Origin of the sequence: Telmatospirillum siberiense (genome assembly GCF_002845745.1) — a bacterium.
In the GTDB taxonomy this organism is placed as follows: domain Bacteria; phylum Pseudomonadota; class Alphaproteobacteria; order Rhodospirillales; family Magnetospirillaceae; genus Telmatospirillum; species Telmatospirillum siberiense.
Genome location: NZ_PIUM01000008.1, coordinates 50,589 through 72,358, shown reverse-complemented (window position 1 = coordinate 72,358; position 21,770 = coordinate 50,589). Strand labels below are relative to the sequence as shown.

The 21,770-nt window shown below is 58.5% G+C and carries 24 protein-coding genes; 14 read left to right on the top strand and 10 right to left on the bottom strand.

All coding sequences use genetic code 11. The features are described 5' to 3' along the window. Positions 1 to 250: 250 nt before the first annotated feature. The gene (locus CWS72_RS27400; RefSeq protein ID WP_146002692.1) at positions 251 to 514 is read left to right on the top strand and encodes a hypothetical protein; all 264 of its coding nucleotides are present in this window, start codon (positions 251 to 253) and stop codon (positions 512 to 514) included. 180 nt (positions 515 to 694) lie between these two features. Continuing rightward, positions 695 to 1,432: an NAD(P)-dependent alcohol dehydrogenase gene (locus CWS72_RS09440; RefSeq protein ID WP_101250346.1), complete on the top strand. Its 738-nt coding sequence runs from the start codon at positions 695 to 697 to the stop codon at positions 1,430 to 1,432. A 100-nt stretch (positions 1,433 to 1,532) separates the two neighbouring features. Here CWS72_RS09440 and CWS72_RS09435 read toward each other — a convergent pair whose 3' ends face one another. Next, positions 1,533 to 1,721, bottom strand: coding sequence for a DUF6726 family protein (locus CWS72_RS09435; RefSeq protein ID WP_101250420.1), 189 nt, complete (start codon positions 1,719 to 1,721; stop codon positions 1,533 to 1,535). A gap of 221 nt (positions 1,722 to 1,942) precedes the next feature. Between CWS72_RS09435 and CWS72_RS09430 the strand changes: the two genes are divergently transcribed. Beyond that, positions 1,943 to 2,566 (top strand): outer membrane protein, encoded by a 624-nt coding sequence (locus tag CWS72_RS09430; RefSeq protein WP_101250345.1) that lies wholly within the window; start codon positions 1,943 to 1,945, stop codon positions 2,564 to 2,566. A gap of 41 nt (positions 2,567 to 2,607) precedes the next feature. On the opposite strand, the gene CWS72_RS09425 is transcribed toward CWS72_RS09430, so the two are convergent. Next, entirely contained in the window at positions 2,608 to 3,486 is an 879-nt protein-coding gene (locus tag CWS72_RS09425; RefSeq protein WP_199175612.1) for an AraC family transcriptional regulator, read from the bottom strand. A 322-nt stretch (positions 3,487 to 3,808) separates the two neighbouring features. Here CWS72_RS09425 and CWS72_RS09420 point away from each other — a divergent pair, with 322 nt between their 5' ends. The 7 genes from CWS72_RS09420 (at position 3,809) to CWS72_RS09390 (ending at position 10,773) form a co-directional block, all read left to right on the top strand. Next, on the top strand, positions 3,809 to 4,855 hold the full coding sequence (locus CWS72_RS09420) for an NAD(P)-dependent alcohol dehydrogenase (RefSeq protein ID WP_101250343.1): 1,047 nt from the start codon (positions 3,809 to 3,811) through the stop codon (positions 4,853 to 4,855). Between the two features lie 191 nt (positions 4,856 to 5,046). Further along, positions 5,047 to 6,438, top strand: a complete 1,392-nt coding sequence (locus tag CWS72_RS09415) for an NAD-dependent succinate-semialdehyde dehydrogenase (protein ID WP_101250342.1) — start codon at positions 5,047 to 5,049, stop codon at positions 6,436 to 6,438. A gap of 232 nt (positions 6,439 to 6,670) precedes the next feature. Continuing rightward, positions 6,671 to 7,651 carry a DUF362 domain-containing protein gene (locus CWS72_RS09410; protein WP_101250341.1) on the top strand — a complete coding sequence of 327 codons (981 nt, stop codon included), beginning with the start codon at positions 6,671 to 6,673 and terminating at the stop codon, positions 7,649 to 7,651. Between the two features lie 52 nt (positions 7,652 to 7,703). After that, positions 7,704 to 8,852, top strand: coding sequence for a nickel pincer cofactor biosynthesis protein LarC (gene larC, locus CWS72_RS09405; protein ID WP_101250340.1), 1,149 nt, complete (start codon positions 7,704 to 7,706; stop codon positions 8,850 to 8,852). After that, positions 8,824 to 9,618 carry an ATP-dependent sacrificial sulfur transferase LarE gene (larE, locus tag CWS72_RS09400; protein ID WP_199175611.1) on the top strand — a complete coding sequence of 265 codons (795 nt, stop codon included), beginning with the start codon at positions 8,824 to 8,826 and terminating at the stop codon, positions 9,616 to 9,618. Before larC ends, larE begins: the two co-directional genes overlap by 29 nt. 1 nt (position 9,619) lies before the next feature. Beyond that, positions 9,620 to 10,288, top strand: a complete 669-nt coding sequence (larB, locus tag CWS72_RS09395) for a nickel pincer cofactor biosynthesis protein LarB (protein ID WP_199175610.1) — start codon at positions 9,620 to 9,622, stop codon at positions 10,286 to 10,288. A 14-nt stretch (positions 10,289 to 10,302) separates the two neighbouring features. Further along, complete coding sequence (locus CWS72_RS09390) at positions 10,303 to 10,773, top strand: (R)-mandelonitrile lyase (RefSeq protein WP_101250417.1); 471 nt, start codon at positions 10,303 to 10,305, stop codon at positions 10,771 to 10,773. 45 nt (positions 10,774 to 10,818) lie between these two features. On the opposite strand, the gene CWS72_RS09385 is transcribed toward CWS72_RS09390, so the two are convergent. The 8 genes from CWS72_RS09385 to CWS72_RS09350 all read right to left on the bottom strand — a co-directional run bounded on the left by CWS72_RS09385 (position 10,819) and on the right by CWS72_RS09350 (position 18,255). Further along, positions 10,819 to 12,387 (bottom strand): cation:proton antiporter, encoded by a 1,569-nt coding sequence (locus CWS72_RS09385; RefSeq protein WP_101250339.1) that lies wholly within the window; start codon positions 12,385 to 12,387, stop codon positions 10,819 to 10,821. Positions 12,388 to 12,414: 27 nt separating this feature from the next. Beyond that, a complete protein-coding gene (locus tag CWS72_RS09380; RefSeq protein ID WP_101250338.1) occupies positions 12,415 to 13,155 on the bottom strand; it encodes an SDR family oxidoreductase in 741 nt (246 codons plus the stop codon). A 136-nt stretch (positions 13,156 to 13,291) separates the two neighbouring features. Next, positions 13,292 to 14,281 carry an aldo/keto reductase gene (locus CWS72_RS09375; protein WP_101250337.1) on the bottom strand — a complete coding sequence of 330 codons (990 nt, stop codon included), beginning with the start codon at positions 14,279 to 14,281 and terminating at the stop codon, positions 13,292 to 13,294. A gap of 31 nt (positions 14,282 to 14,312) precedes the next feature. Then, positions 14,313 to 14,723 carry a (R)-mandelonitrile lyase gene (locus CWS72_RS09370; protein WP_101250336.1) on the bottom strand — a complete coding sequence of 137 codons (411 nt, stop codon included), beginning with the start codon at positions 14,721 to 14,723 and terminating at the stop codon, positions 14,313 to 14,315. 175 nt (positions 14,724 to 14,898) lie between these two features. Next, positions 14,899 to 15,630 carry a carboxymuconolactone decarboxylase family protein gene (locus tag CWS72_RS09365; protein WP_101250335.1) on the bottom strand — a complete coding sequence of 244 codons (732 nt, stop codon included), beginning with the start codon at positions 15,628 to 15,630 and terminating at the stop codon, positions 14,899 to 14,901. A 2-nt stretch (positions 15,631 to 15,632) separates the two neighbouring features. Beyond that, positions 15,633 to 16,880 carry a Bcr/CflA family multidrug efflux MFS transporter gene (locus tag CWS72_RS09360; protein WP_101250334.1) on the bottom strand — a complete coding sequence of 416 codons (1,248 nt, stop codon included), beginning with the start codon at positions 16,878 to 16,880 and terminating at the stop codon, positions 15,633 to 15,635. A 23-nt stretch (positions 16,881 to 16,903) separates the two neighbouring features. Next, positions 16,904 to 17,575, bottom strand: a complete 672-nt coding sequence (locus CWS72_RS09355; RefSeq protein WP_158240574.1) for a DUF4405 domain-containing protein — start codon at positions 17,573 to 17,575, stop codon at positions 16,904 to 16,906. A gap of 44 nt (positions 17,576 to 17,619) precedes the next feature. After that, complete coding sequence (locus CWS72_RS09350; protein WP_101250416.1) at positions 17,620 to 18,255, bottom strand: flavodoxin; 636 nt, start codon at positions 18,253 to 18,255, stop codon at positions 17,620 to 17,622. Between the two features lie 514 nt (positions 18,256 to 18,769). Between CWS72_RS09350 and CWS72_RS09345 the strand changes: the two genes are divergently transcribed. From CWS72_RS09345 to CWS72_RS09335, 4 genes are all read left to right on the top strand, one after another. Further along, complete coding sequence (locus tag CWS72_RS09345; protein ID WP_101250332.1) at positions 18,770 to 19,663, top strand: LysR family transcriptional regulator; 894 nt, start codon at positions 18,770 to 18,772, stop codon at positions 19,661 to 19,663. Between the two features lie 274 nt (positions 19,664 to 19,937). Then, positions 19,938 to 20,087, top strand: coding sequence for a hypothetical protein (locus tag CWS72_RS27755; RefSeq protein ID WP_158240573.1), 150 nt, complete (start codon positions 19,938 to 19,940; stop codon positions 20,085 to 20,087). Positions 20,088 to 20,107: 20 nt separating this feature from the next. Then, the gene (locus CWS72_RS09340) at positions 20,108 to 20,740 is read left to right on the top strand and encodes an NADPH-dependent F420 reductase (protein ID WP_101250331.1); all 633 of its coding nucleotides are present in this window, start codon (positions 20,108 to 20,110) and stop codon (positions 20,738 to 20,740) included. Positions 20,741 to 20,799: 59 nt separating this feature from the next. After that, the gene (locus CWS72_RS09335; RefSeq protein WP_101250330.1) at positions 20,800 to 21,741 is read left to right on the top strand and encodes an aldo/keto reductase; all 942 of its coding nucleotides are present in this window, start codon (positions 20,800 to 20,802) and stop codon (positions 21,739 to 21,741) included. Positions 21,742 to 21,770: the final 29 nt, after the last annotated feature.

The window sequence follows — 21,770 nt, the reverse complement described above, 5'->3', positions numbered from 1 at the left end:
TAGATTTGCATAGACATATGAGGTGCGCTCATGAATGCCGCGCGAAAGCACGCGCCACCTTTTGGCCGCCCCGCTTTTCTGTCGTATCCAGCTTGATTTCCGACGCCGGCTGAACGCTACGAATGGATGTGCCGGCATCGCCGCCAAGGCGGCCAATGCGATTCTCGCCAGCGCCCGCGGGTGCCAGACAAGCTCAAGGCGGCAAGGTGGCGGGCATCCCCTCTGCGTCACACTCATGAATTAGCCTCATATGTCTATGTTACTCTTGCCGTCTAATCACCGTCTGCGACAACTGCTAAACCATTGCCAGCAAAAAAAACGGCGAAGACGTATTGGCAAAATTGCTCAATATCAAGAATGCGCCGTAACTAAATGGAGAGAAGTAATGAAAAATATATCACTGAAGACAATTTTTGTATCCATCGCAATTGCTTTGTTGGTGGCGGCTTGCACATCCAATACCGGCGGCGGAAAGGATTTTTTCGCCAATTATTCTTATAGCTGGGATCGCTGATTGAGGGTGAGGCAATGGGGCGGAGGTGTCGTCCGTCCCCAAATTTCTTAATCCATTATTGGCCGTCTCACAGGCATTGATGAGTGCGTCTCATAAGTCCATGCGGATCTTCCCACCTAATCGCACGTGTCTATAGCTGCTAAAGAGTCTCTCGCCGCGAATGCGTATAGAAAGAAAAAGATGACAATCAAGGTTTCAGGTTATGCCGCGCCATTCGTAAAAGCGCCGCTTGAGCCATATCGCTTCGAGCGCCGAGATCCACGGGCGGACGACGTGGTTATCGAAATCCTTTATTGTGGTGTGTGTCACTCCGACTTGCATCATGTCCATAATGACTGGGGTCGGAACAGCATTTTTCCGATGGTGCCAGGACATGAAATCATCGGTCGCGTGCTCGGAGTCGGATCGGATGTTGATCGCTTCAAACCGGGCGATCATGTCGGAGTGGGCTGCCTTGTCGACTCCTGCCATCACTGTGCCGCCTGTGAACAAGGGCTGGAGCAATATTGCGAGGAGCATCCGACCCTGACCTATGACGATGTCGATCGTCACGATCACAGTCCCACCTACGGCGGCTATTCCGACAAGATCGTGGTGTCGGACCAGTTCGTTCTGAAGATCCCCGACGGGTTGGATCTCAAGGGGGGCGCACCGTTACTCTGCGCCGGCATCACCACATGGTCTCCACTGCGTCACTGGAATGTCGGCAAAGGCACCAACGTCGCGGTCGTCGGCTCGATCATCGGCGGCATCGCCGAAACGCAGGAAATGCTCGATTTCTGCGGGCAGCATAAGATCGCGTCGGACGTCGAGGTAATCAAGATCCAGGAAATCAACGAGGCCTTTGAGCGCATGCTGAAAAGTGACGTCAAATACCGGTTTGTCATCGATATGGCATCGTTGAAGGAGCCCGCCTGACCCGCGCCACCATTGGCGCGTAGCCCCAAGGATGCTGAGGCATCCCGCCCGGCGCGTGAGGGACGCTGATCGGTTCCGATCAGCGTCCCTTGATTTGGTGTCAGTCGATAACGTCGGCCGCCGCGTCCAGCGGTGCCGCAGCCGCATGACCGGCCACCGGCACGGCTTTGACCGCGGCACTGGTGACGCGAATCGGGAAAGCCGCGACGCCGCAGCCGGACAGGGAGGCGGCCAAGGCCAGAGCCAGCAGGGCTCCTAACGGACGCCAGCTTCGGAAACGGTTGATCATCTGGTTCATCCTTTTCTCTGATCGACCCGGAGCGGTTTTGCCTCTCAGGGTCGTGCTGGTGCTAACCTAGCATCAATTTCCCAAGAAAATAAACCGCCCAGACGGTTTATTTTATCATTTACAAGCCATGCGGTCTGTTTATATGCTCCCAGGGAAGCCTCGGGCTGGGTGGGTGATGCCGTTCGCGGACTCAAGGCCAGGGCAATTGGAGATTCAGCGATATGGCGCTCAGACATTTGGTATTCGGCACGATTTGCGGGTTGGCTACGGCGGTCGCGGCGGAGGGAACGGTCGCGGCGGAGAGCTCCTGGCGCGGATTTTACGCCGGGGTCAACATCGGTGGCGATTTCGGGTCCGGCAGCGGCTCGCAGGACGACTGGACAAGAAACGGCTGGCGCACCAGCAGCTATGACGGCAGCAGTGTGATCGGCGGTGCCCAGATCGGCTACAATTTCCAACTGTCGCCACTGTTCATCCTGGGCATCGAAAACGACGTCGAGTTTTCCGGCAAGGGGTCGTCCAAGAACGGTGCCGACCAGTCGAAAGCGACCGTACCGCTTTTTGGCAGCGGGCGGTTGCGGGCGGGGTTCGCGCCCTCAGGGCTGAACACGCTGGTCTATGGAACCGCCGGCCTGGCTTTCGGCCAAGTCGACAATGGGATCAATACCAGAATGCGGGGCGGATGGACCTTGGGTGGTGGAGCGGAGTGGGCTTTCCTGCCCAGTTGGTCGGCCAAGGGCGAATATCTCTACACCGACATTTCCCATAGCTTCAAAAATGACAATTGGGGCAATACCGAGGCGCGATTCCATATGGTCCGCCTTGGTGTGAATTACCATTTCTGATGGTCGCGGCGGCGCTTTCTACGGTGAGCCCGGCTCTGACATCAGCGCTCGTCTCGCCCGTTCTCCCGCAGCAGCACAATGTCCCTGGTCGGCGGAGCGCCGAACAGGCGGCTATAGTCCCGGGTGAACTGCGACGAACTTTCATAACCGACGCTATAGGCGGCCGAGGTCACGTCGGACATTTGCCGGATCAATAGACGGCGAGCCTCATGCAGGCGCAGTTGCTTCTGGTATTGCAAAGGGCTCAACGATGTCACCGTCTTGAAATGATGGTGCAGTGACGAGACGCTCATATTCACCAAGCTTGCCAGAGTGCCGATACGCAGCGGTTCGGTGTAGTGGTGCTTCAAATACTCAATGGCTCGCGCGATCTTGTAGCTCTGGCTCTCCGCCATGGTGAGATGGCGCAGTCGCATTCCCTGCTCGCCGGTCAACAGGCGATAAAGCAGCTCTCGTTCGACCAGGGGGGCCAGAATTGGAATGTCCGCGGGAGTCTCCAGCAGGCGGACCAGCCTGAGGGCCGCGTCGAACAACTGCGCCGAGATGGTGCAGAGCGACATCGCTTTCCCCTCGGGAATGGTCTTGGCGACGGCCAGTCCCATTTCACTCATCAAATCCGCGATGTGCTGCAAATCCAGTTCGTAGACCAGGCAAAGATAGGGGATGTCCGCACTGGCGGTGACAACGCGTGCCATCACCGGCAAATCCATCGAGGTGACGAGGCCGTGCATGGGCCCATAGTCGTAAGCCTGTCCCGCCAGAATGACCCGCTTCTGTCCTTGCGCCGCCAACACCAGTGATGGCCTGGTGAGACTGCATTCGGATTCGGAGGGAGACGACCTGCGGAACAACGATAGATGCGGCAGCGCCGTGCGGTGCTCACCGTCTCGGGGCGCGCAACGGCTGATCAGGGATGCCATCTCTTTGCGAGAGGAGTCCGCATTTCTATTCAACTCTGTATGAAATTCTACAGGCTGACCTATATGAAATTCTGCTGGTTGATCCGTAAGTAGGGGCATCAGTTGCTCAATCCCGATGAAATCCGTCGTCCGGTGGCGGAGATCTTGCCCCGAACGGGTCCGGTTTGACAGCCTTGCGAGCCAAGATTTGCAGGATCGTGCAGGTAATTTGCAGGATCGGATTAATGGTGCGCTCGCGCTCTCGGCTATGTTCAGCCGAACGGTCAACCGACCGAGGACGTACTGATCGACGTCCCCGTCCTTAAGTCATGGAGCTTCCATTATGAAAACCATTGGCTACGCAGCCCAGTCCGCGGAAAGTCCCCTCGCACCCTATGCATTCGAGCGTCGCACGCTGCGTTCCAACGACATTCTGATGGAGGTTCTCTACTGCGGCATCTGTCACACGGATCTTCATATGGCGCACAACGACTGGGGGTGGACCCAATATCCCGTCGTGCCCGGTCATGAGATTGTCGGCCGCGTGATTGAGATCGGCAGCGATGTCACCCGCTACAAAGTCGGGGATTCGGTCGCCGTCGGCTGTATGGTCGACAGTTGCCAGCATTGCGATCAATGCCGCAAAGGCGAGGAACAGCTTTGCCGGGAAGGCAACACCAACACCTACAACTCTCCCGACCGCATCACGCAGGACATCACCTACGGCGGCTATTCCAAGCATCTCGTCGTCCGCGAGGAATTCACCCTTCGCGTGCCGGACGGTCTGGACCTTTCGCGTACGGCGCCCTTGCTGTGCGCCGGCATCACCACTTATTCGCCGCTGCGCACCTGGAACGTCGGTCCCGGCAGCCGAGTCGGCGTGATCGGCCTCGGCGGTCTGGGCCATATGGCGGTCAAGCTCGCAGTCGCCCTTGGCGCCGACGTCACCGTGCTGAGCCGGTCGAAGAACAAGGAGGCCGCCGCGCGGGCCCTCGGCGCCGACCGGCTTCTCGTCTCGGCCGATGAGGATGCCATGACCAAGGCCCATTCGAGCTTCGATCTGATTATCGACACCGTTCCCGTCAAGCACGACCTCAAGCCCTATGTGCCGCTGCTGGACGTCGACGGCACGCTGGTGCTGGTCGGGCAGATCGGCCCGCTTGAGGAGCCGAACACCATCCCGTTGATTTTGGGACGCCGCCGGATCGCCGGATCGCCGATCGGCGGTATCGCCGAGACCCAGGAGATGCTCGACTTCTGTGCCCGGAAAAACATCCTGCCCGAATGCAAGATGATTCGCATGGACGAGATCAACGAAGCCTTCGAGCAACTCGAACAGGGCGATATCAGCTATCGCTTCGTCATCGACATGGCCTCTTTGAAAAGCTGACGGGATCGGCCGATTGCCACGGCGCCGGGCTCCCGACTGCCTGTCACACCGCCTTCTCACGGCGCCCCCCCCAAAGGCGGTCTGAACACAAGGTGGCTCGGCGCGTCTTCCGGTTCGAACGGTCTTTAAACCGTTCGAACCGGAAGACATCCGCGAGGAATTTCCTTCCCGATTTAACAAAGAGAGAGACTATGGCCTACGCAACGATCAACCCTTACACAGGCGAAACGCTCAAGACCTTTCCAGATGCCACGGACAGCGAAGTAACCGCAGCGATCGGAAAGGCTCACAATGCCTTCCTGGCTTGGCGTGAAACGCCTTTCGCTGAACGCGCGAAGATCTTGCGGGAGGCCGCCAATCTCCTGCGCCGCGATGTGAACGACCACGCCAAGCTGTTGACATTGGAAATGGGAAAACTGTTTGCCGAGGCCAGGGCCGAGGTCGAACTTTCGGCGAAGATCTTCGAATATTACGTTCGCAACGCGGAGCAACTGCTCGCGCCCGAGAAACTGCCGGTCCTTGACCCGGCCGAGGGCGAGGCGATCCTTGTCCATGAACCGCTCGGCGTGCTGCTTGCCATCGAGCCGTGGAATTTTCCCTATTACCAGATCGCCCGTATCCTCGCGCCGCAGCTTTCGGCCGGCAATACGCTGCTGCTCAAGCATGCCTCCAACGTGCCGCAAAGCGCCGCGGCCTTCGAGAATTTGATGATGGATGCGGGGCTTCCCGCCGGCGTCTTCCAGAACCTTTATGCCACCCGTTCGCAGATCGAGCAGATCCTCAACGATCCGCGCGTGCATGGCGTGGCTCTTACCGGTTCGGAAGAGGCGGGTTCCGTCGTTGCCGCCCAGGCCGGCAAGGCGCTGAAGAAGTCGACCATGGAACTCGGCGGGGCCGACGCCTTCGTGGTGCTCGCCGATGCCGATCTCAAGAAGACGGTCGACTGGGCGGTGATTGGGCGTCATTGGAATGGCGGTCAAGTTTGCGTCTCCTCCAAGCGCATGATCATCGTGGATTCGCTCTATGATCAGTTCCTCGATCACTATCGGCGTGCCGTGGCGGACCTCGTGGCGGGTGATCCGTTCGATCCGAAGACGACGCTCGCCCCGCTCTCCTCGCAAGGCGCTGCCGACGAGGTGAGGAACAAGATCCGTCAAGCCGTCGCCCTTGGCGCAAAGGCGGAGGAGGTGGGGCCGGCCGTGCCCAACAAGGGCGCCTTCGTGCAACCGACGATCCTGACGGAGATCGGCGAGGACAACCCCGCGCGCTATTGGGAGTTCTTCGGTCCGGTCTCCATGCTGTTCCGCGCCGAGGACGAGGATGACGCGGTGCGGATCGCCAATGACTCGCCATTCGGTCTCGGCGGCTCGGTCTTCACGGCTAGTCCGGCGCATGGCGCCGAGGTCGCCAAGAAGATCTCCACCGGAATGGTATTCGTCAATCATCCGACCAAGGTTGAGGCGGATCTGCCCTTCGGCGGCATCCGCCGTTCCGGTTACGGTCGCGAGTTGCTCGGCCTCGGGCTCAAGGAGTTCGTCAACCACAAGCTGATCGATGTTGTTGATATCGACAGTCCGTTCTGAGGCGGTTCAGGGCCCCTTCGACGCGAGAGCGCCGAAGGGGCGAGCATGACATGATTGATGAATGCAGCGCATAGGTTCATGCGGCTCTCGCCCCCTAATCGCTTGCCGCCGCACCTGTTAAAATCCCTTATTGCGAAAAGGGGTTTCAGGTTCATCTCCTGAGCCTGCGAGTTTCGAAAAAAAATGATGTCTTTTATTCTTTGAGTTTTCTCTTCTCGGAAGGACTTAAACAATGGAACGCAAGATTCCTCGGCGCAGTTTTCTGCAAACAACCGCCATGGCCGCCGGCACCCTTGCCGTGACCGACCTTAGCTATATCGCTAACGCATTTGCGGCACCGCAAGAAAAGTCACAAGTATTTTTCACAAAAAATATTAGCTCTGATGGTTTGTTAGAAATATATTCAAAAATTAACCAAAATGTATCGGGAAGAGTCGCCATAAAACTGCACACCGGTGAGCCGCACGGCCCCAACATACTGCCTCGGGACATGGTGAAAGCCCTGCAGCAGCATATTCCGAATAGCAGTCTGGTGGAGACAAACACTCTATATAAAGGAAAGCGATACACGACCGCCGATCATCGAGAAACCATCAAGATCAACGGCTGGGACTTCTGTCCGGTGGATATCATGGACGAAGACGGTGCGGTGATGATTCCCGTTAAGGGAGGGAAGCACTTCCAAGAAATGTCGGTCGGCAAAAATATGCTTAATTATGACTCGATGGTTGTGCTTACTCATTTCAAGGGGCATGCCATGGGCGGTTTCGGCGGTTCCATGAAAAATATCGCCATCGGCTGCGCCGATGGACAGATCGGTAAGAAAATGGTCCATGCCGCCCCGGACAATGAAGACTATCAGACATGGCTTAAAGGCGCCCCCTTCATGGAAAACATGGTGGAATCGGCAAAAGCCACGATCGATCACTTTGATAAGAAAATCGTCTTCATCAATGTGCTCCGCAATATGTCCGTGGACTGCGACTGCGCAGGTGTCGCCGCTGCTCCACCCAAAGCTCACGACCTCGGCATATTGGCGTCCACGGACCTTCTGGCGGTGGACCAGGCTTCCATTGATATGGTCTATCAGCTCCCCGAGGCGGAACTTCACGATCTGAAAGAGCGCATCGAATCCCGCAGTGGTCTGCATCAGTTGGAATACATGAAGACTCTGAAGATGGGTAATGACCAGTACGAGCTGATTTCGCTCTGAAGAACCGCAGCACTCTTGTTCTCTCGGACAATAAAGAAAGAGGTAAGGGGCAGTGACGCTTCATGGCCATTTCGACATCGTCGGCGGCATCTCTGGGGATATGGCGTTGGGCACCCTGCTCGACGCCCTTCCCGAACTTGAGGCGCCTTTGCGCGCAGATTTGCACGCCTGCGGAATCCTCGATCATGTCGCCTTGGAAATCGAGACGGCGAACGTCATGGGGTTGCGGGTTCGCCGCGCGAAAGTGACCGTGCGCGACGGTGCGCCCCCGACGCGTCATTGGCATGATATTCGTACCTTCCTGGAGACCGCGAACTGTCATTCTGAGATACGCGACCACGCCATCGCCATCTTTACCCATCTCGCTGAAGCCGAGTCCGTATGTCATGGTGTCGATGTTGAACACGTACATTTCCACGAAGTCGCGGATTGGGATTCCCTTGCCGACATCTTAGGGGCCGCCAGTCTTATCGTTCGGTCTGACATAAAAAGCTGGAGTTGCAGCGCCTTACCGATCGGCAGCGGGACTGTGATGAGCGCCCACGGAATTCTTCCGGTTCCGGCGCCCGCGACGGTCGAACTCCTGAAGGGGTTCGTGCTGAAGAGCGATGACGAGCTGGGGGAAAGGGTAACGCCGACCGGTGCCGCCATCCTGCGCCATCTCGTCATTGAACCGATGGCGAAGCCTCCGAGCGGGCGGCTGATGGCAACGGGAACCGGCGCCGGCGAGCGTCGTCTGAAAAGATACCCGAATATCTTGCGCCTTCTGGTAACCGATCGTCCTGAAGCAGGCGTCGGCGATATGGTGACGCGGTTGTCATTCGAAATCGACGATATGACGCCCGAAGAGCTTTCCGTCGCCTTGGATAGGATCCGCGCACATTCATCGATAGTGGATGCGGGGTATCAAGTCGGTATCGGCAAGAAAGGTCGCATGCGGTTCTCGGTCGATGTGCTTGTGGCGAGCGAGCATACGGAAGAGGCGATTGCCCTTTGTTTCACCGAGACCGCGACGATCGGGCTTCGCGTTGATGATCAGTTGCGGAGGGTTTTGAGGCGGTTGGATGGACCGCCCGGTGTCAAGCGCGTGGCTCGTCCAGGAGGGAATACGGCGAAGATCGAAAGTGACGTCGTGGCGACGGTGCCCACATTGAAGGCGAGGAGACGCAACAGTGACGCTGTCGAACGAAATGAACCCTGATCTTGACCGTCTCAGGTCCGTGTTGGCCTCGATGCCGGGTTTGGCCGTCGCCGTCAGCGGTGGCGTCGACAGTTTGACCCTGGCCCATGTCGCATCGGCTGTTTGCCCGGATTTCGAGGCGGTCCACGCCGTGTCTCCCGCGGTCCCGGCGTCGGCCACCGAGCGGGTGCGAAGGCACGCGAAGGCACATCGGTGGCGGTTCCGGCTTATCGAGACGGGAGAGTTTGCCGATACGGCTTATCTGAAAAATCCCGTTGACCGATGCTATTACTGCAAGTCGAACCTTTATCGGCGCATGCGCGAGGTCGTTGGATCCAAAGTCATCGCATCCGGCACCAACCTCGACGACCTTGAAGACTATCGTCCCGGCCTCAATGCCGCGTCGGAAACCGGTGTGGTGCATCCTTTCGTGCTGGCCGGTATCGGGAAAGCCGCTTTGAGGGGCATCGCCCGCTCTCTTGCACTGGTCGACATCGCGGAACTGCCGGCTCAGCCGTGTCTGGCGAGCCGTGTCGAGACGGGAATCGCAATCGATGCGACCGCACTTGGTTTCATCGATCGTGTCGAAGCCGAAGTGCGTCAGCACATTGCCAATGCCGACGTTCGCTGCCGGATCACCCCCATGGGAGTTCGCCTGGAAACATCCGAACAACCGCCGGAGGCCGTTCTTGCGGTGATTGCCGCATGGTGCGAGAGCGCCGGGAAAACCTGGTTGGGCCTGTCGGAATATCGGCGCGGCAGCGCCTTCAAACACGGACTCGGTTGACATGCTGGAAACCCGATTCGACTGGGGGCGCGGCGTTCGCACCGGAGTGCCGGAGGCCATCTTCTCCGAAGGCAAAACCGTCGATCAGATTGGTGCCATTCTCGATGCGGCGCGGCAGCGTTCGGCGTCGCTTCTGTTGACGCGGTTGGATGCGGATAAAGCCGAAAAGCTCCGGGCAGAGGATCTGGATTACGACCCGGTTTCGCGGACGGCAATCCTCGGATCCGTTTCCCCCGTTTTACCCATCGACCGGCCGCTGGCGATCGTCGGTGCGGGAACGTCCGACCTGCCCGTTATCTTGGAAGCGCAACGGTCGGCATTGTATTTGGGGATGAATGCCGCCGTTTTTGCCGATGTCGGCGTCGCCGGGTTGTGGCGCCTTGAGGAAATCGTTCCCGATCTTCGCGGTTATGCCCTTGTCATCGCCGTTGCCGGCATGGAGGGGGCTCTCTTTTCCGTGCTGGCGGGACTGCTTTTTGCACCGGTCATTGCCGTTCCGACGTCCGTGGGATACGGCGTCGGTGCCGGAGGCAACGTTGCCCTTGCTGCCGCTCTTTGCGGATGCGCACCTGGTATTCTGACCGTCAACATCGACAACGGGTTTGGCGCGGCAGCGGCGGCCCGCAAGATATTGGCCGTTCGTTCCTGGTCACCTGGCGCTCATCAATGAAAAAAGGGAACGAAATGAAACTGCTCGCAGCAACGATTGCCTCGTTTTTCCTCCTCGCTTCGACGGCGTCGGCTCAATCAGATCAAGTGATAACCATTGTGCGAGCGGGTTCTCAGCCTTCGATTACGGGATCTGCCGATTATTTCACCGGCTCCGTACGTATTGATTCGATGTTTCAAAGGAGCGAGCCGGCGCGCATCGGCGGCGGGATCGTGACGTTCGCACCCGGCGCCCGCACCGCTTGGCATACGCATCCGCTCGGGCAGACGCTGATCGTCACGGCAGGAGCCGGCTTGGTCCAGTTTTGGGAAGGGCCGGTTCAGGACATCAAGCCCGGCGATGTCGTCTGGATTCCACCCGGCGTCAAACATTGGCATGGTGCCACGGCGACCACCGGTATGACGCATATTGCGATCGCGGAAGCGCTTGATGGCAAGGCGGTGGATTGGCTGGAACAGGTCTCGGATGATCAATACCCCAAGTGACCGACCACGCGCATACCCCCTTCAGTGACGAGGACAAGCCGCCGATCAAGGTTCGGACGAAACCGGATCTCGGGCAAGGGTGGGGAAGGAGCTCAATTCGTGCCAGTCAAGCTCCGCTTCGATCCGCCGATAGGCGTCGTCGCCGATCGCGTCGGTACTGCGAAGATCTTCAACGGCGTCGCGGGCAACGGCCACCACGCGTTGCCGCAGCGCATTGTCCGGAGTGTCGCGCGGGTCGCGGCCGAGTTGAGCCAGGCTCATGGCCTCGCCATATTCCTCCCTCAGACGCCGCGCAGCCGGTGTGTGATCCTTCGGGATCTCCGTCAAGGCCGCCTTCAGCGCTGTTTCCCGTGCCAAGCCGAGTTCCGCCTCCACGGTCGTGTCCTTGGGCAAGCCGAGGAGGACGAGGAGCGGGCGGAGGGTCATGCCCTGGATCACCAATGTTCCCAGCACGACGACGAAGGCGGCCAGTTGGATAAAGTCGCGGTAGGGGAATCCTTCCGGGAGCGCCATGGCGGCCGCCAAAGTGACGATGCCGCGCATTCCGGACCATGCGATGACGAGTCCCCCCTTCGTGGTCGGCGGAGACGTCGCGGATCTGGCGGGATGACGTCCGAAGACACGGTTCTTCCACTGCACGAGGACATGGTATGTCATCACCCAGGCAAAGCGAACGATGATCACGGTGGCCAAAACGGCGAGGGCGGCGCCGAGGTAACGCAGGCGCTCCGCAACGCTCAGAGCTTCGAGGATCGGGCGAATTTGCAAGCCTATGAGGGTGAACGCCAGGACGTTCAGCACCGCGGTAACCGTTTCCCAAATGGCGAATGAGGGCACCCTCAGGCGCGCCGGCATCGGTGGAGCCGACCGTCGTGCCATCGTCAGTCCAAAGATGACGATGGTGACCACACCGGAAAGGCCGAGATGCTCGGCGGCGAGCCATACACTGAAGGTGATCACGAACTGAAAGATGGCGGAACTGGGCGCATCTTCGATCCGCTTGGTCAACTGGCCGACCGGCCACGCAAGGAGCCAACCAGCCGCCGCGCTGCCGAAAACGATGACGGCGAACGTCGGAACGGCGTCCGTCACGCTGAAGGTTCCGGCGGCGCCGGCTCCGACGGCCAACCTGTAGAGGAGCAGGGCGGAGGCGTCGTTGAGCAGGCTCTCTCCTTCCAGCACCATGCGGATGCGAAGAGGGGGATTCACATGTCGGAGGACGGCCAGGGCAGCGACAGCGTCCGGCGGGGCGAGCAGGGCGCCCAATGCGATGGCCGCAGCCCAGGGAAAATCCGGAAAGAACAGATGAACGGCGAAAGCGGCTGTCGCCGTCGTCAGTCCGACGGCGACCAGCACGAGCGATAAGATCGATGTCCAATTGTCGCGAAGATCGCGGAGCGAGGTGTCATAGGCCGCGTCCAACAGCACAGGCGCCACAAAGAGAGCGAGGATAAGGTCGGGAGGCAAATCGAGCCGGGGCGCACCCGGTAAAAACGCAACGATCATGCCGCCCAGGGCGAGAAGCGCGGGGTAAGGGACATTCACACGCTTCGCGATCGCCGAGAGGATCGTCGATCCCAGCAGAAGGGCGAGGATGGTCTCGAATATGAGCATGATCGCGGGGAAAACTTCTAAGGCGGCTCACAATTCCTGCTTGGTCGGTCTGAACAGGATCTCGTTGATATCCACGTCTTCCGGTTGGCTCATGGCGAATGCCACCATATTCGCGAAAGATTCGGCGGGGATTGCGAACTGTTCGTAAAAGTCCTTTACGCCCTTGGCGACATCGGGTTCGGTGATGCTGTCGGTCAGTTCGGTTGCGACCGCGCCCGGCGAGATGACGGTGGTCCGGATGTCGTAGGGCTTGACCTCCTGGCGTAACCCTTCCGAAATGACCCGGACTGCGGTTTTGGTCGCGGCGTAGACGGCGCTGCCCGGCCTCACCTTGTGGCCCGCCACGGATGAAACATTGATGATATGGCCGCTCTTCTGGGCTTTCATGTGCGGCAGCGCGGCGGCGATGCCGTAAAGAACGCCCTTGATGTTCACGTCGATCATGCGGTCCCAGTCCTCGACCTTGCCCCGCTCGAGAGGCGAGTGCGGCATCAGGCCCGCATTGTTGATGATGACGTCGATGCGGCCATGGATTTGTACCGCATGGTCCACGAGATGCTTGACCTGTTCGCAGTCCGTCACGTCTGTTCGCACCACGGCGTTGCTGCCCAGAGAGAGCTCTTCGGCGAGTGCCTGAAGCTTATCGAGCCGCCTTGCGCCCAATACCAGCTTCGCCCCGTCTTGAGCGAGACGCCGCGCGGTGGCTTCACCCAAACCACTGCTCGCGCCGGTGATGACGACGACCTTGTCCTTGATACCTTGAGCCATGATTTTTCCTTGCAGATCTATTGTTTTGGCGTTGTCGCCGCCGCTCGCACCAAAGAGTCACATTTATCTCTCACAGCCGTAACTGGAGATGGGTTAGGGGAACTGGAACGCGATGCCGCGCGTTCCAGCTCGATTCTCAGCGACCGACCCGACTCTGCAGATGTGCCGGATAGCGGGCGCCCTGCACAGTGATCTTGGAAAGCGCGCTATCGATATTGCGCAGATCGTCGGGCGTCAGTTCGATCGCCGCCGCTCCGATGTTCTCTTCCAAGCGGTGCAATTTCGTGGTGCCGGGAATCGGCACGATCCAAGGCTTGCGAGCCAGTAGCCAGGCGATCGCGATCTGGGCACGCGTTGCCTGCTTGCCCGTCGCGATGTCACCCAGAACCTCGACCAGGGTCTGATTGGCCTTGAGAGCATCTGGCGCGAAGCGGGGGACGACGCTGCGAAAATCGGAGCTGTCAAACGTCGCGGTCTCGCTGATCGCGCCGGTGAGGAAGCCCTTGCCCAGCGGGCTGAAAGGGACGAAGCCGATTCCAAGTTCCTCCAGCGTCGGCAGGATTTCCGCCTCGGGCTCACGCCACCACAAGGAATATTCGCTTTGCAGGGCCGTGACGGGCTGGACGGCATGGGCGCGCCGGATCGTCTGAGCGCCTGCTTCGGACAATCCGAAATGCTTGACCTTGCCGTCCCGGATCAGATCCTTGACCGCGCCGGCGACGTCCTCGATCGGAACATCGGGGTCGACGCGGTGCTGATAGAACAGATCGATGACGTCGATCTTCAGTCGCTTCAGAGACGCCTCGGCGACCCGCTTGATGTGCTCCGGCCGGCTGTTGAGGATTTGCTGCTTGCCGTCATCGCCGAACGTGAAGCCGAATTTGGTGGCGATCACGACTTTGCCACGGAACGGTTCCAGGGCTTCGCCTAGCAGTTCCTCGTTTGCGAACGGACCATAGACTTCGGCAGTGTCGAAAAAGGTGACGCCGCGCTCGACGGCGGCGCGGATCAATGTGATTGCGTCTTTCTGATCCGTGGCCGGTCCGTAGCCGTGGCTCAGTCCCATGCAGCCTAGGCCAATGGCCGAAACCTCAAGGCCGCCGTTTCCAAGTTTGCGTTTCTGCATTGTTTTTCTCCCTGGCAATTAGTCGGCATAGTCACGCGACTCTGGATCCAGCCACATATTGTTCGTCACTGACCTGTTCCATCCAGTCGACCACTTTGCCGTCCTCAGCCTCGGCAATGGCGATATGGGACATGGCCGTATTTGCCGTGGCGCCGTGCCAATGCTTCTCGTTCGGCTCGAACCAGACGATGTCGCCGGCCCTGATCTCCTCGACCGGACCGCCGTCCCGCTGGACCCAGCCATAACCGAACGTGACGATCAGCATCTGGCCCAGTGGGTGCGTGTGCCAGGCCGTGCGGGCGCCTGGTTCGAAGGTGACGGTCGCGCCGCCAAGCCGCGCCGGCTCGCTCCCGTGGAACGGTGAATCGATGCGCACGGTGCCGGTAAACCATTCGGCCGGCCCCTTAACGGAAGGCTGCGAGCCGCTTCTTTTGATGTCCATCTTTTGAATTCCTTACCTGCAACAGCAACGTTTTGTCATTTGGAGACTGTTGACGAGGATATTTGTAACAGCTGCGGCGGCGCGCGATTAGATGGTCAAATCCGCAAGAACTTATGAGATGGATTCATGAGTGTCGTGCGGCTACGACACGCTCCCGCAAGGGATGGGGGCATTTTTATTTGTCCCTGCCGCTCAATGTCCTGTTTAGAACGGTGTCCGCGTTATCGGCTTCGTCTCTGCCGACTTTTGTTTCGAGTACCGATATGAGGCCTCTGAGCTGGGCCGCGCTCAGTCCGACATTGAGCCCGACGTTAAGGTGAGATTGCAGCTGGGCGTCGACGCCTTGCATGCTGGCCAGGGCCGAAATGGTGGCGATCTCGCGGCTCTGGAAATCCAGATTGTCGCGGCCGAAAATGTCGCCGAACAGGTGGGCTTTCAAGAAGGCATCAATGGCGGGGGCGAATTCCATAACGCGTCCCTTGACCGGTGCGCCGACCAGACGTGTCTGAATTTCTTCGCCGAGTTCGCGTCGGCTCCTGTCGGCGGGAAGGGGGCTTGCTTCCCGGCCAAGGTCGTCCTTGATGCCCCTTTTTTCCCGTTCATCCATGACCGCCATGAAGGTAGCAAGCCCGTTCAGGCTGCGCGGAAACCCCGCGTAGGCATACAGTTGTACGAGAATTTCTTTGATTTCATTGACGGTCAGCCCGCCGTCCAACCCTTCGTTCAAGGCGCCTTTCAGTTTGTCCAGGTCGCCCTTGGCGGTAAAGGCGGCGATGGTGACGATCCCTTGTTGTTTGGCGTTCAGCGCGTCGTTTTTCATGACCTGCGCCCCTGTCGTGGTTGCCATGCCGAGTGCGAAAAGGACGATGCCCACCACCAGGGCGGCTGCGACTGCTTTTCTTGTCATGGTCACTCCGTTCTGACAGGGCGAACGAGGAAGAGGGCTGCCCCCAGGCTGCCAAGACCCGTGACGCCAATAATCCAGCCCATCGTCCAAGGCGTTCCGTCGGCGAACCAGCCCAACGCCGCCGCGCTAAAGATGCCGGATCCGTAGTGGGTTGCGCCGACCACGGCCGACGCGGCGCCGGCATTCCGTGGAAAGGCCGCCAAGGCGCCGGCCACCGAATTGGCGACGATGAATCCCGAGACGGAGAAAAAGAAGAACAGCGGGAGGACCAGCCCGACCAGGCCACCCCAGCCGAACCGCGCGTCGAGGGCCGTCATCACCCCGGATAGAGCGGCGATTCCCGCCCCGAAGTGGAAGATCCGGTCCGATCCGAGACGCATGACCAGTCTGGAATTCAGAAAATTCGCTCCCATCATTCCGACGATGTTCAGGCCGAACAAAAGGCCGTAAGCCTGAGGCGGCACATGGTAGTAATCGATATAGGCGAAGGGCGTGCCGGCGATGTAGGCGTAGGCGCCGCCGTAATAGAAGCCGCCTGCGGCCGCGTAACCGAGCAGGCGCGGATTGCGGACAAGCGTCAGATAATTGATCCAGACCTCCGCCAACCCCTGCGCGCTGCGTCGCGAAGCGGCCAGTGTTTCCGGCAGAGCGAGCACCCCGATCAAAGCCAGGATACCGAATCCCACCAGGCACCAGAAGATGGCTTGCCAGGACCAGAGTGCCAGGATCTGGCCGCCGAGGAGGGGGCCCAGGAGCGGCGCCACACCCATGACCAGCATCAAGGTCGACAGCATCTGCGCGGAACGCTCGCGGGCGTAAAGGTCGCGCACCATGGCCCGCGCGAGGACCGGTCCGGAACAGGCGCCGAGCGCCTGTATGACTCGCCAGCCGATCATTTGCTCCGCCGTGCCCGACAAGGCACAGCCGCCTGAACCGATCATGAATAGGATCATCCCGACAGCGATCGGTTTCCGGCGACCGTAGCGGTCGCCGATTGGCCCCCAAATCAACTGCCCGACGCTGAAGCCGATCAGATAGCTGGAAAGGGTCAGCTGGATGCGACCGGGATCGACCTGGAAAGCGGCGCTGATGGTCGGAAAGGCGGGAAGGTAGGTATCGGTGGAGATGGATGCAAAGGCCATCAAAGCGCTGAGAACAACGAGAACAAAAAGATCCACCCTGCCGGCGTCCTTGGCGATGGGCGATGCCGACATCGTCTTATGGATATCCAATTTTCCTGTCTTATTCATGATGCTCGTATTTTTCTCGTGATTTATTCGTGGCGCCTCGAACGCCTCTCGATGGAGGGGGCGCGTGGTTGGGCTAATTTTTTGAAAAGTTTTAACGCGTAGTAAGCGAAACAAGAATACATGCCCATGATGGCGATATATTCTGCAAAAAATCCCATTGTGAATTCATCAAAATTCCAGTAATCAAAAGAATATTCTGCGGTCAATTTTGATAATATGCCTCTATCAAAAGAAGAAATTGCGCCGCAAACAGCAATCGACACTGACAGAATGCGCAGAAAATTGGTCCGGCTGTGACCTGTCCAAGCGATGCCGGTCCTCCTCCATACGAAGGCCATGATCATTTTCCAATGCATCCCTAAATGGAGAGAGGAAAGTATGAGAAACCAATAAGCCATCAAAGTATGGAATTGCCGTGTCGCCAAATAGCCCTCCGTTTGGGGGCGGGAAAAAATAATATGAGAATTCAGAATCCCGCTTATCGTCAGCATGACAGTTATTGACAACAAAATAATGTTTATAATTGATCTTGTTATCACGGTTGGACTATATGTTATTTTTGTAAGTGCCGTGTACCATCGATAATTAAATGTATTGTGGGATAAAAATATGAGAGCCATAGAGAAACCGATAAATTCGTGTGCCATATTTCCTGTCAACTGGTAAGCGAAGGCCAGAAGCATCAGGATCGTCATCACGAGATCTATAGACAGTCTCAAGCGCATCGCTTGTACGTCTACTAAGCTGCTATTTTCAATTTATGCAGCCACTCCGCGATTTCCCGGTGAGCCGCGTCCGTTTTCGCATAACCACTGTTCCCGCCACGGAGCGCCAGACCTTCTCGAATCGTGGAATTCGGACAAAGCGCCTTCATGTCACTGACGCTACGGCCAAGATAACTCCCCTCATGGGTGCAGAACGGGATGAGCATATTGTTGTCAAAGTTGTATTTCTCGAAGAAACTAAAAAACGCCATCGGTAGTGTTGACCACCAGTTCGGATAACCAACGAAAACGATGTCGTAAGCATCAATATTTTGGATTTCGGTGGTCAGCTGAGGGCGGAAGTTGCTTTCCTGTTCCCTTTTTGCCTGCTCTGTGGTTGCCCTGTAGTCGCTTGGGTACGAATGGGTCGTCAGGATCTCGACGATGTCGCCGCCAATACTTTGGTGAATCTGATTGGCGACGTCGCGTGTGTTGCCGGTTCGGGAGAAATAGGCGACCAATGTCTTTCCGGTTCGCTTTTCGGCGGCAAAGGCCGAAGACCGACCCGGAAGATTTGATGTCGCAACCCCCGCCAGCACTCCGGCGGCGGTCACTTGCAGCAATTTTCGTCTGGATGGACCCCGGAGTGTATTTAAAATCGCCTTTTTCATCTGATCCTCCAAACGTGGCTATGGCGAATTTTTTAAAGAAGAAATTGTTCTGTGCGCGATAGGGGCAGGTCTTTCGCTTGGTGCCAGAAATGGCAATTCAGGCGAGGACATGGTGCCGAAGACCGTAGGAGTTACGAGGTTGTGTTGCTAAATAAAAAACTATAGGAGTACAGAAAGCCATTTTATGGTCTATTCTCCATTGGGTTTTGTGAATAAATCATCATATTTTACAGTGAAAAATTATTTAAATAAGGCATAATGTTAAAAAATTTCTAAAAAATATTAAATAGAATATCATTAATTATTTAATATTATTATTTCAATGTGGAAAAATAATTGTTGTTTAGCCATGTATCGTTAGTTATGCTTTCAGTTGATTTTGGTGTTTCCCGTACGTTTGGTATGGCTCTCTCGGTCTTGAAAGCGTTGCTTGAGCGATGCCGAGAACTTAACAGGTGCGGTGGGACGCGATTAGACGGTAAGAGCCGCATGGACATATGAGTGGGATTCATCAATGCCCCGTGAAAACGTCAATGACCTCATTGCCTTTCTTGCCGTCGCGCAGGATCGGAGTTTTACCAAAGCGGCCGCCAAGCTCGGGGTGTCGCAATCGGCGCTGAGTCACACTGTCCGTGGACTCGAGGAGCGGCTCGGTCTCCGGCTGCTGACCCGCACGACGCGGAGCGTCTCTCCGACGGACGCGGGCGAGCGCCTGTTGCGTACCGTGGGTCCGCGTTTCGAGGAGATCGAGGCAGAACTCGCGGCCTTGAGTGAACTCCGCGAAAAACCGGCCGGCACCATCAGGATCACCACCGGCGAACACCCCGCCGATACGATCCTCTGGCCGAAACTGGCGAAACTGTTGCCGGACTATCCCGATATCAAGGTTGAGGTCATCGTCGACTATGGACTGACCGACATCGTCGCCGAGCGTTATGACGCCGGCATTCGGATCGGCGAGCAGGTTGCGAAGGATATGATTGCCGTCCGGATCGGGCCGGACATGCGCGTGGCGGTCGTTGGCGCGCCATCCTATTTCGCGAGGCGCCCGCCACCGAAAACGCCCCAAGATCTGACCGCTCACGACTGCATCAATCTGCGTCTGCCGACCTATGGCGGATTGTTCGCCTGGGAGTTCGAAAAAGGCGACCGCAAGCTGAATGTGCATGTCGATGGGCAATTGGTCTTCAACAATGTCACCCTGCGGCTGAACGCCGCCCTGGCGGGATCCGGTTTGGCTTATCTGCCTGAGGACTATGTGCGGGCTTATATTGCGGACGGGCGTCTCGTCCGCGTCTTGGCCGATTGGTGTCCGCCGTTCCCGGGATATCATCTCTATTACCCAAGCCGACGCCAGTCCTCACCGGCCTTCACGCTGCTGGTCGATGCGCTGCGCTACCGGGCGTGAGGCGAAGACGCAATGTCTGACAGGGAGGCTTCTAGTCCCCTTTTGTAATCGACGTAGCAGCGGTGCTCCGGCGCCAATAGGTGGTGCAGAGGCAATGCCTTGCCGGGCATCGGTCGGGAATGTCCGAGAAATGCCCCGGAATTCATGAGCCAAGCTCATAAGCCCATGCGCATCTTACCGTCTAATCGCTCCCGAACATCCGCGTAAAGTAGGTGTCAGGTCATCCGGCATTCTGAGACGGCCGGAGTGTCAACTGTTCGAGGAAGCGGGTCCAATGCAGATCGATCCAACGGGATTATTGGCTTCCGGTGATGCTGCCGCCGGTATTGTCGAAAATAGAGGCTTTGCATCATGCGGCTTTGCCGTCGTTTCGCCCTCGGCGCGCTCGTCCTATTCGCATCTTTGCCGTTCCGGGGAGCGCTGAGAGTGCGGGCCGCTCAACCCATGCGTATCGGTGTTATCGGCGCGGGCTGGATGGGGGGGACTGTCGGTCGGCTCTGGGTGCAGGCCGGGCACGAGGTGCTGTTCTCCTCGCGCCATCCCGATGAACTCGTCTCCATGGCCAGCCGGCTCGGTCCGCGCGCTTCGGTCGGCACGGTGCGCCAGGCGGCCGAATTCGGCTCCGTCCTGCTATTCGCCGTGTCTTATGACGGGCTTCCGCAACTCGGATGCGATCTGCAGGAATTGATAACCGGCAAGATCGTGCTCGATGCCTGCAATCCACCCGGAGGCAGCGGCAATGCCCTGGCCCGAGAGGCGATGAGCAGCGGTGTCGGCCCGATTTCCGCAAAATACTTGCCGGGTACGCGTCTGGTTCGCGCCTTCAGCGCCGTCGACGCGACGTCCGTCGAGGCCTCGGCCAGACGACAAGATGGCAAGCTCGGCGTTCCCCTCGCCGGAGACGATACCGACGCCATTGATCTAGCCACGCAACTCGTGCGCGACGCCGGGTGCGAGCCGGTGATCGTCGGCGATCTGGCGGCGGCGACCAGCTTTCAGCGCGGCGGCCCGGGGTTCCGCGCGAATACGACGGCATCCGAATTGCGGCGCCTGCTCGGTTTGCCTGAAGGGAGCTGATACCGGCGCGATCACAGTCCCGACCCGAGCGCCGTCTTCATAATTTTTGGAGGTTTCGCATGAGCAATCGACGTAGCGACGATAGCCGGGATCACGATCTTGCCATGCCCGGACGGCGAAAAATTCTGGCCGCCGGGGCGAGTTTGATCGGCGCGACATTGCTGACGGGTGGTTCCGTCGGCGCGCAGGCGCAGCAACCGGTCGGTAACGGCTCTTCGAGCAGTCCAGCGGTCTTCGCGTCGATAGGACGCCGCGGGCTTGGCTCCCTGGAGGTCTCGGCGATCGGGTTGGGCTGTATGAGCATGAAGAGCGGCAACTATAACCCGCCTAAGGACACCGGCGAAATGATCCGGCTCATCCATGCCGCCGTGGATCGGGGCGTCACATATTTCGACACGGCCGAGGCCTACGGTCCCTTCATCGACGAAGAATTGGTCGGAGAGGCGCTTTCGCCCATCCGGGACAAGGTCGTGATCGGAACCAAGTTCGGCTTCGATATCGATTCCGTCACCGGGCGGCGCTCAGGCGGTGTGAACAGCCGGCCGGAGCATATCAGGGCGGTCGCGGAGGCCTCCCTCAAGCGTCTCAGGACCGATGTCATCGACCTGTTCTATCAGCATCGGGTCGACCCAAGCGTGCCGATCGAAGATGTCCCCGGCTACACCGACTACCGCCTCACCAACCCGCGCTTCACAGCCGAGAACATCAAGGCCAACATGCCCCTCGTCGTTTTGCTGCGCGAGTGGGCGCAGCGCAAGGACGCCACCCCGGCGCAGATCGCCCTTGCCTGGCTGCTCGCCCAGAAACCCTGGATTGTGCCCATTCCGGGAACCACCAATCTTCAACATCTGGATGAGGATCTCGGTGCCGTTCAGGTCTCATTCTCGGCAGCGGAACTCCAGGCGTTCAATGCGGAGGCTTCGAAGATCGTGGTGCACGGGGAACGGCTTCGCCCGGGACTGCTGATGTTGTCGGACGTGGAAGCGCCGCCCAAACGCTAATGTTTTGTAACGGGTCCTAAGGAGAACGA

Bases quoted from the DNA above. Each gene is read 5' to 3' on its own strand.
- CWS72_RS27400 (WP_146002692.1), top strand. From the start codon at position 251: ATGTCTATGTTACTCTTGCCGTCTAATCACCGTCTGCGACAACTGCTA.
- CWS72_RS09440 (WP_101250346.1), top strand. From the start codon at position 695: ATGACAATCAAGGTTTCAGGTTATGCCGCGCCATTCGTAAAAGCGCCG.
- CWS72_RS09435 (WP_101250420.1), bottom strand. From the start codon at position 1,721: ATGATCAACCGTTTCCGAAGCTGGCGTCCGTTAGGAGCCCTGCTGGCT.
- CWS72_RS09430 (WP_101250345.1), top strand. From the start codon at position 1,943: ATGGCGCTCAGACATTTGGTATTCGGCACGATTTGCGGGTTGGCTACG.
- CWS72_RS09425 (WP_199175612.1), bottom strand. From the start codon at position 3,486: ATGGCATCCCTGATCAGCCGTTGCGCGCCCCGAGACGGTGAGCACCGC.
- CWS72_RS09420 (WP_101250343.1), top strand. From the start codon at position 3,809: ATGAAAACCATTGGCTACGCAGCCCAGTCCGCGGAAAGTCCCCTCGCA.
- CWS72_RS09415 (WP_101250342.1), top strand. From the start codon at position 5,047: ATGGCCTACGCAACGATCAACCCTTACACAGGCGAAACGCTCAAGACC.
- CWS72_RS09410 (WP_101250341.1), top strand. From the start codon at position 6,671: ATGGAACGCAAGATTCCTCGGCGCAGTTTTCTGCAAACAACCGCCATG.
- larB (WP_199175610.1), top strand. From the start codon at position 9,620: ATGCTGGAAACCCGATTCGACTGGGGGCGCGGCGTTCGCACCGGAGTG.
- CWS72_RS09390 (WP_101250417.1), top strand. From the start codon at position 10,303: ATGAAACTGCTCGCAGCAACGATTGCCTCGTTTTTCCTCCTCGCTTCG.
- CWS72_RS09385 (WP_101250339.1), bottom strand. From the start codon at position 12,387: ATGCTCATATTCGAGACCATCCTCGCCCTTCTGCTGGGATCGACGATC.
- CWS72_RS09380 (WP_101250338.1), bottom strand. From the start codon at position 13,155: ATGGCTCAAGGTATCAAGGACAAGGTCGTCGTCATCACCGGCGCGAGC.
- CWS72_RS09375 (WP_101250337.1), bottom strand. From the start codon at position 14,281: ATGCAGAAACGCAAACTTGGAAACGGCGGCCTTGAGGTTTCGGCCATT.
- CWS72_RS09370 (WP_101250336.1), bottom strand. From the start codon at position 14,723: ATGGACATCAAAAGAAGCGGCTCGCAGCCTTCCGTTAAGGGGCCGGCC.
- CWS72_RS09365 (WP_101250335.1), bottom strand. From the start codon at position 15,630: ATGACAAGAAAAGCAGTCGCAGCCGCCCTGGTGGTGGGCATCGTCCTT.
- CWS72_RS09360 (WP_101250334.1), bottom strand. From the start codon at position 16,880: ATGAATAAGACAGGAAAATTGGATATCCATAAGACGATGTCGGCATCG.
- CWS72_RS09355 (WP_158240574.1), bottom strand. From the start codon at position 17,575: ATGACGATCCTGATGCTTCTGGCCTTCGCTTACCAGTTGACAGGAAAT.
- CWS72_RS09350 (WP_101250416.1), bottom strand. From the start codon at position 18,255: ATGAAAAAGGCGATTTTAAATACACTCCGGGGTCCATCCAGACGAAAA.
- CWS72_RS09345 (WP_101250332.1), top strand. From the start codon at position 18,770: ATGCCCCGTGAAAACGTCAATGACCTCATTGCCTTTCTTGCCGTCGCG.
- CWS72_RS27755 (WP_158240573.1), top strand. From the start codon at position 19,938: ATGCAGATCGATCCAACGGGATTATTGGCTTCCGGTGATGCTGCCGCC.
- CWS72_RS09340 (WP_101250331.1), top strand. From the start codon at position 20,108: ATGCGTATCGGTGTTATCGGCGCGGGCTGGATGGGGGGGACTGTCGGT.
- CWS72_RS09335 (WP_101250330.1), top strand. From the start codon at position 20,800: ATGAGCAATCGACGTAGCGACGATAGCCGGGATCACGATCTTGCCATG.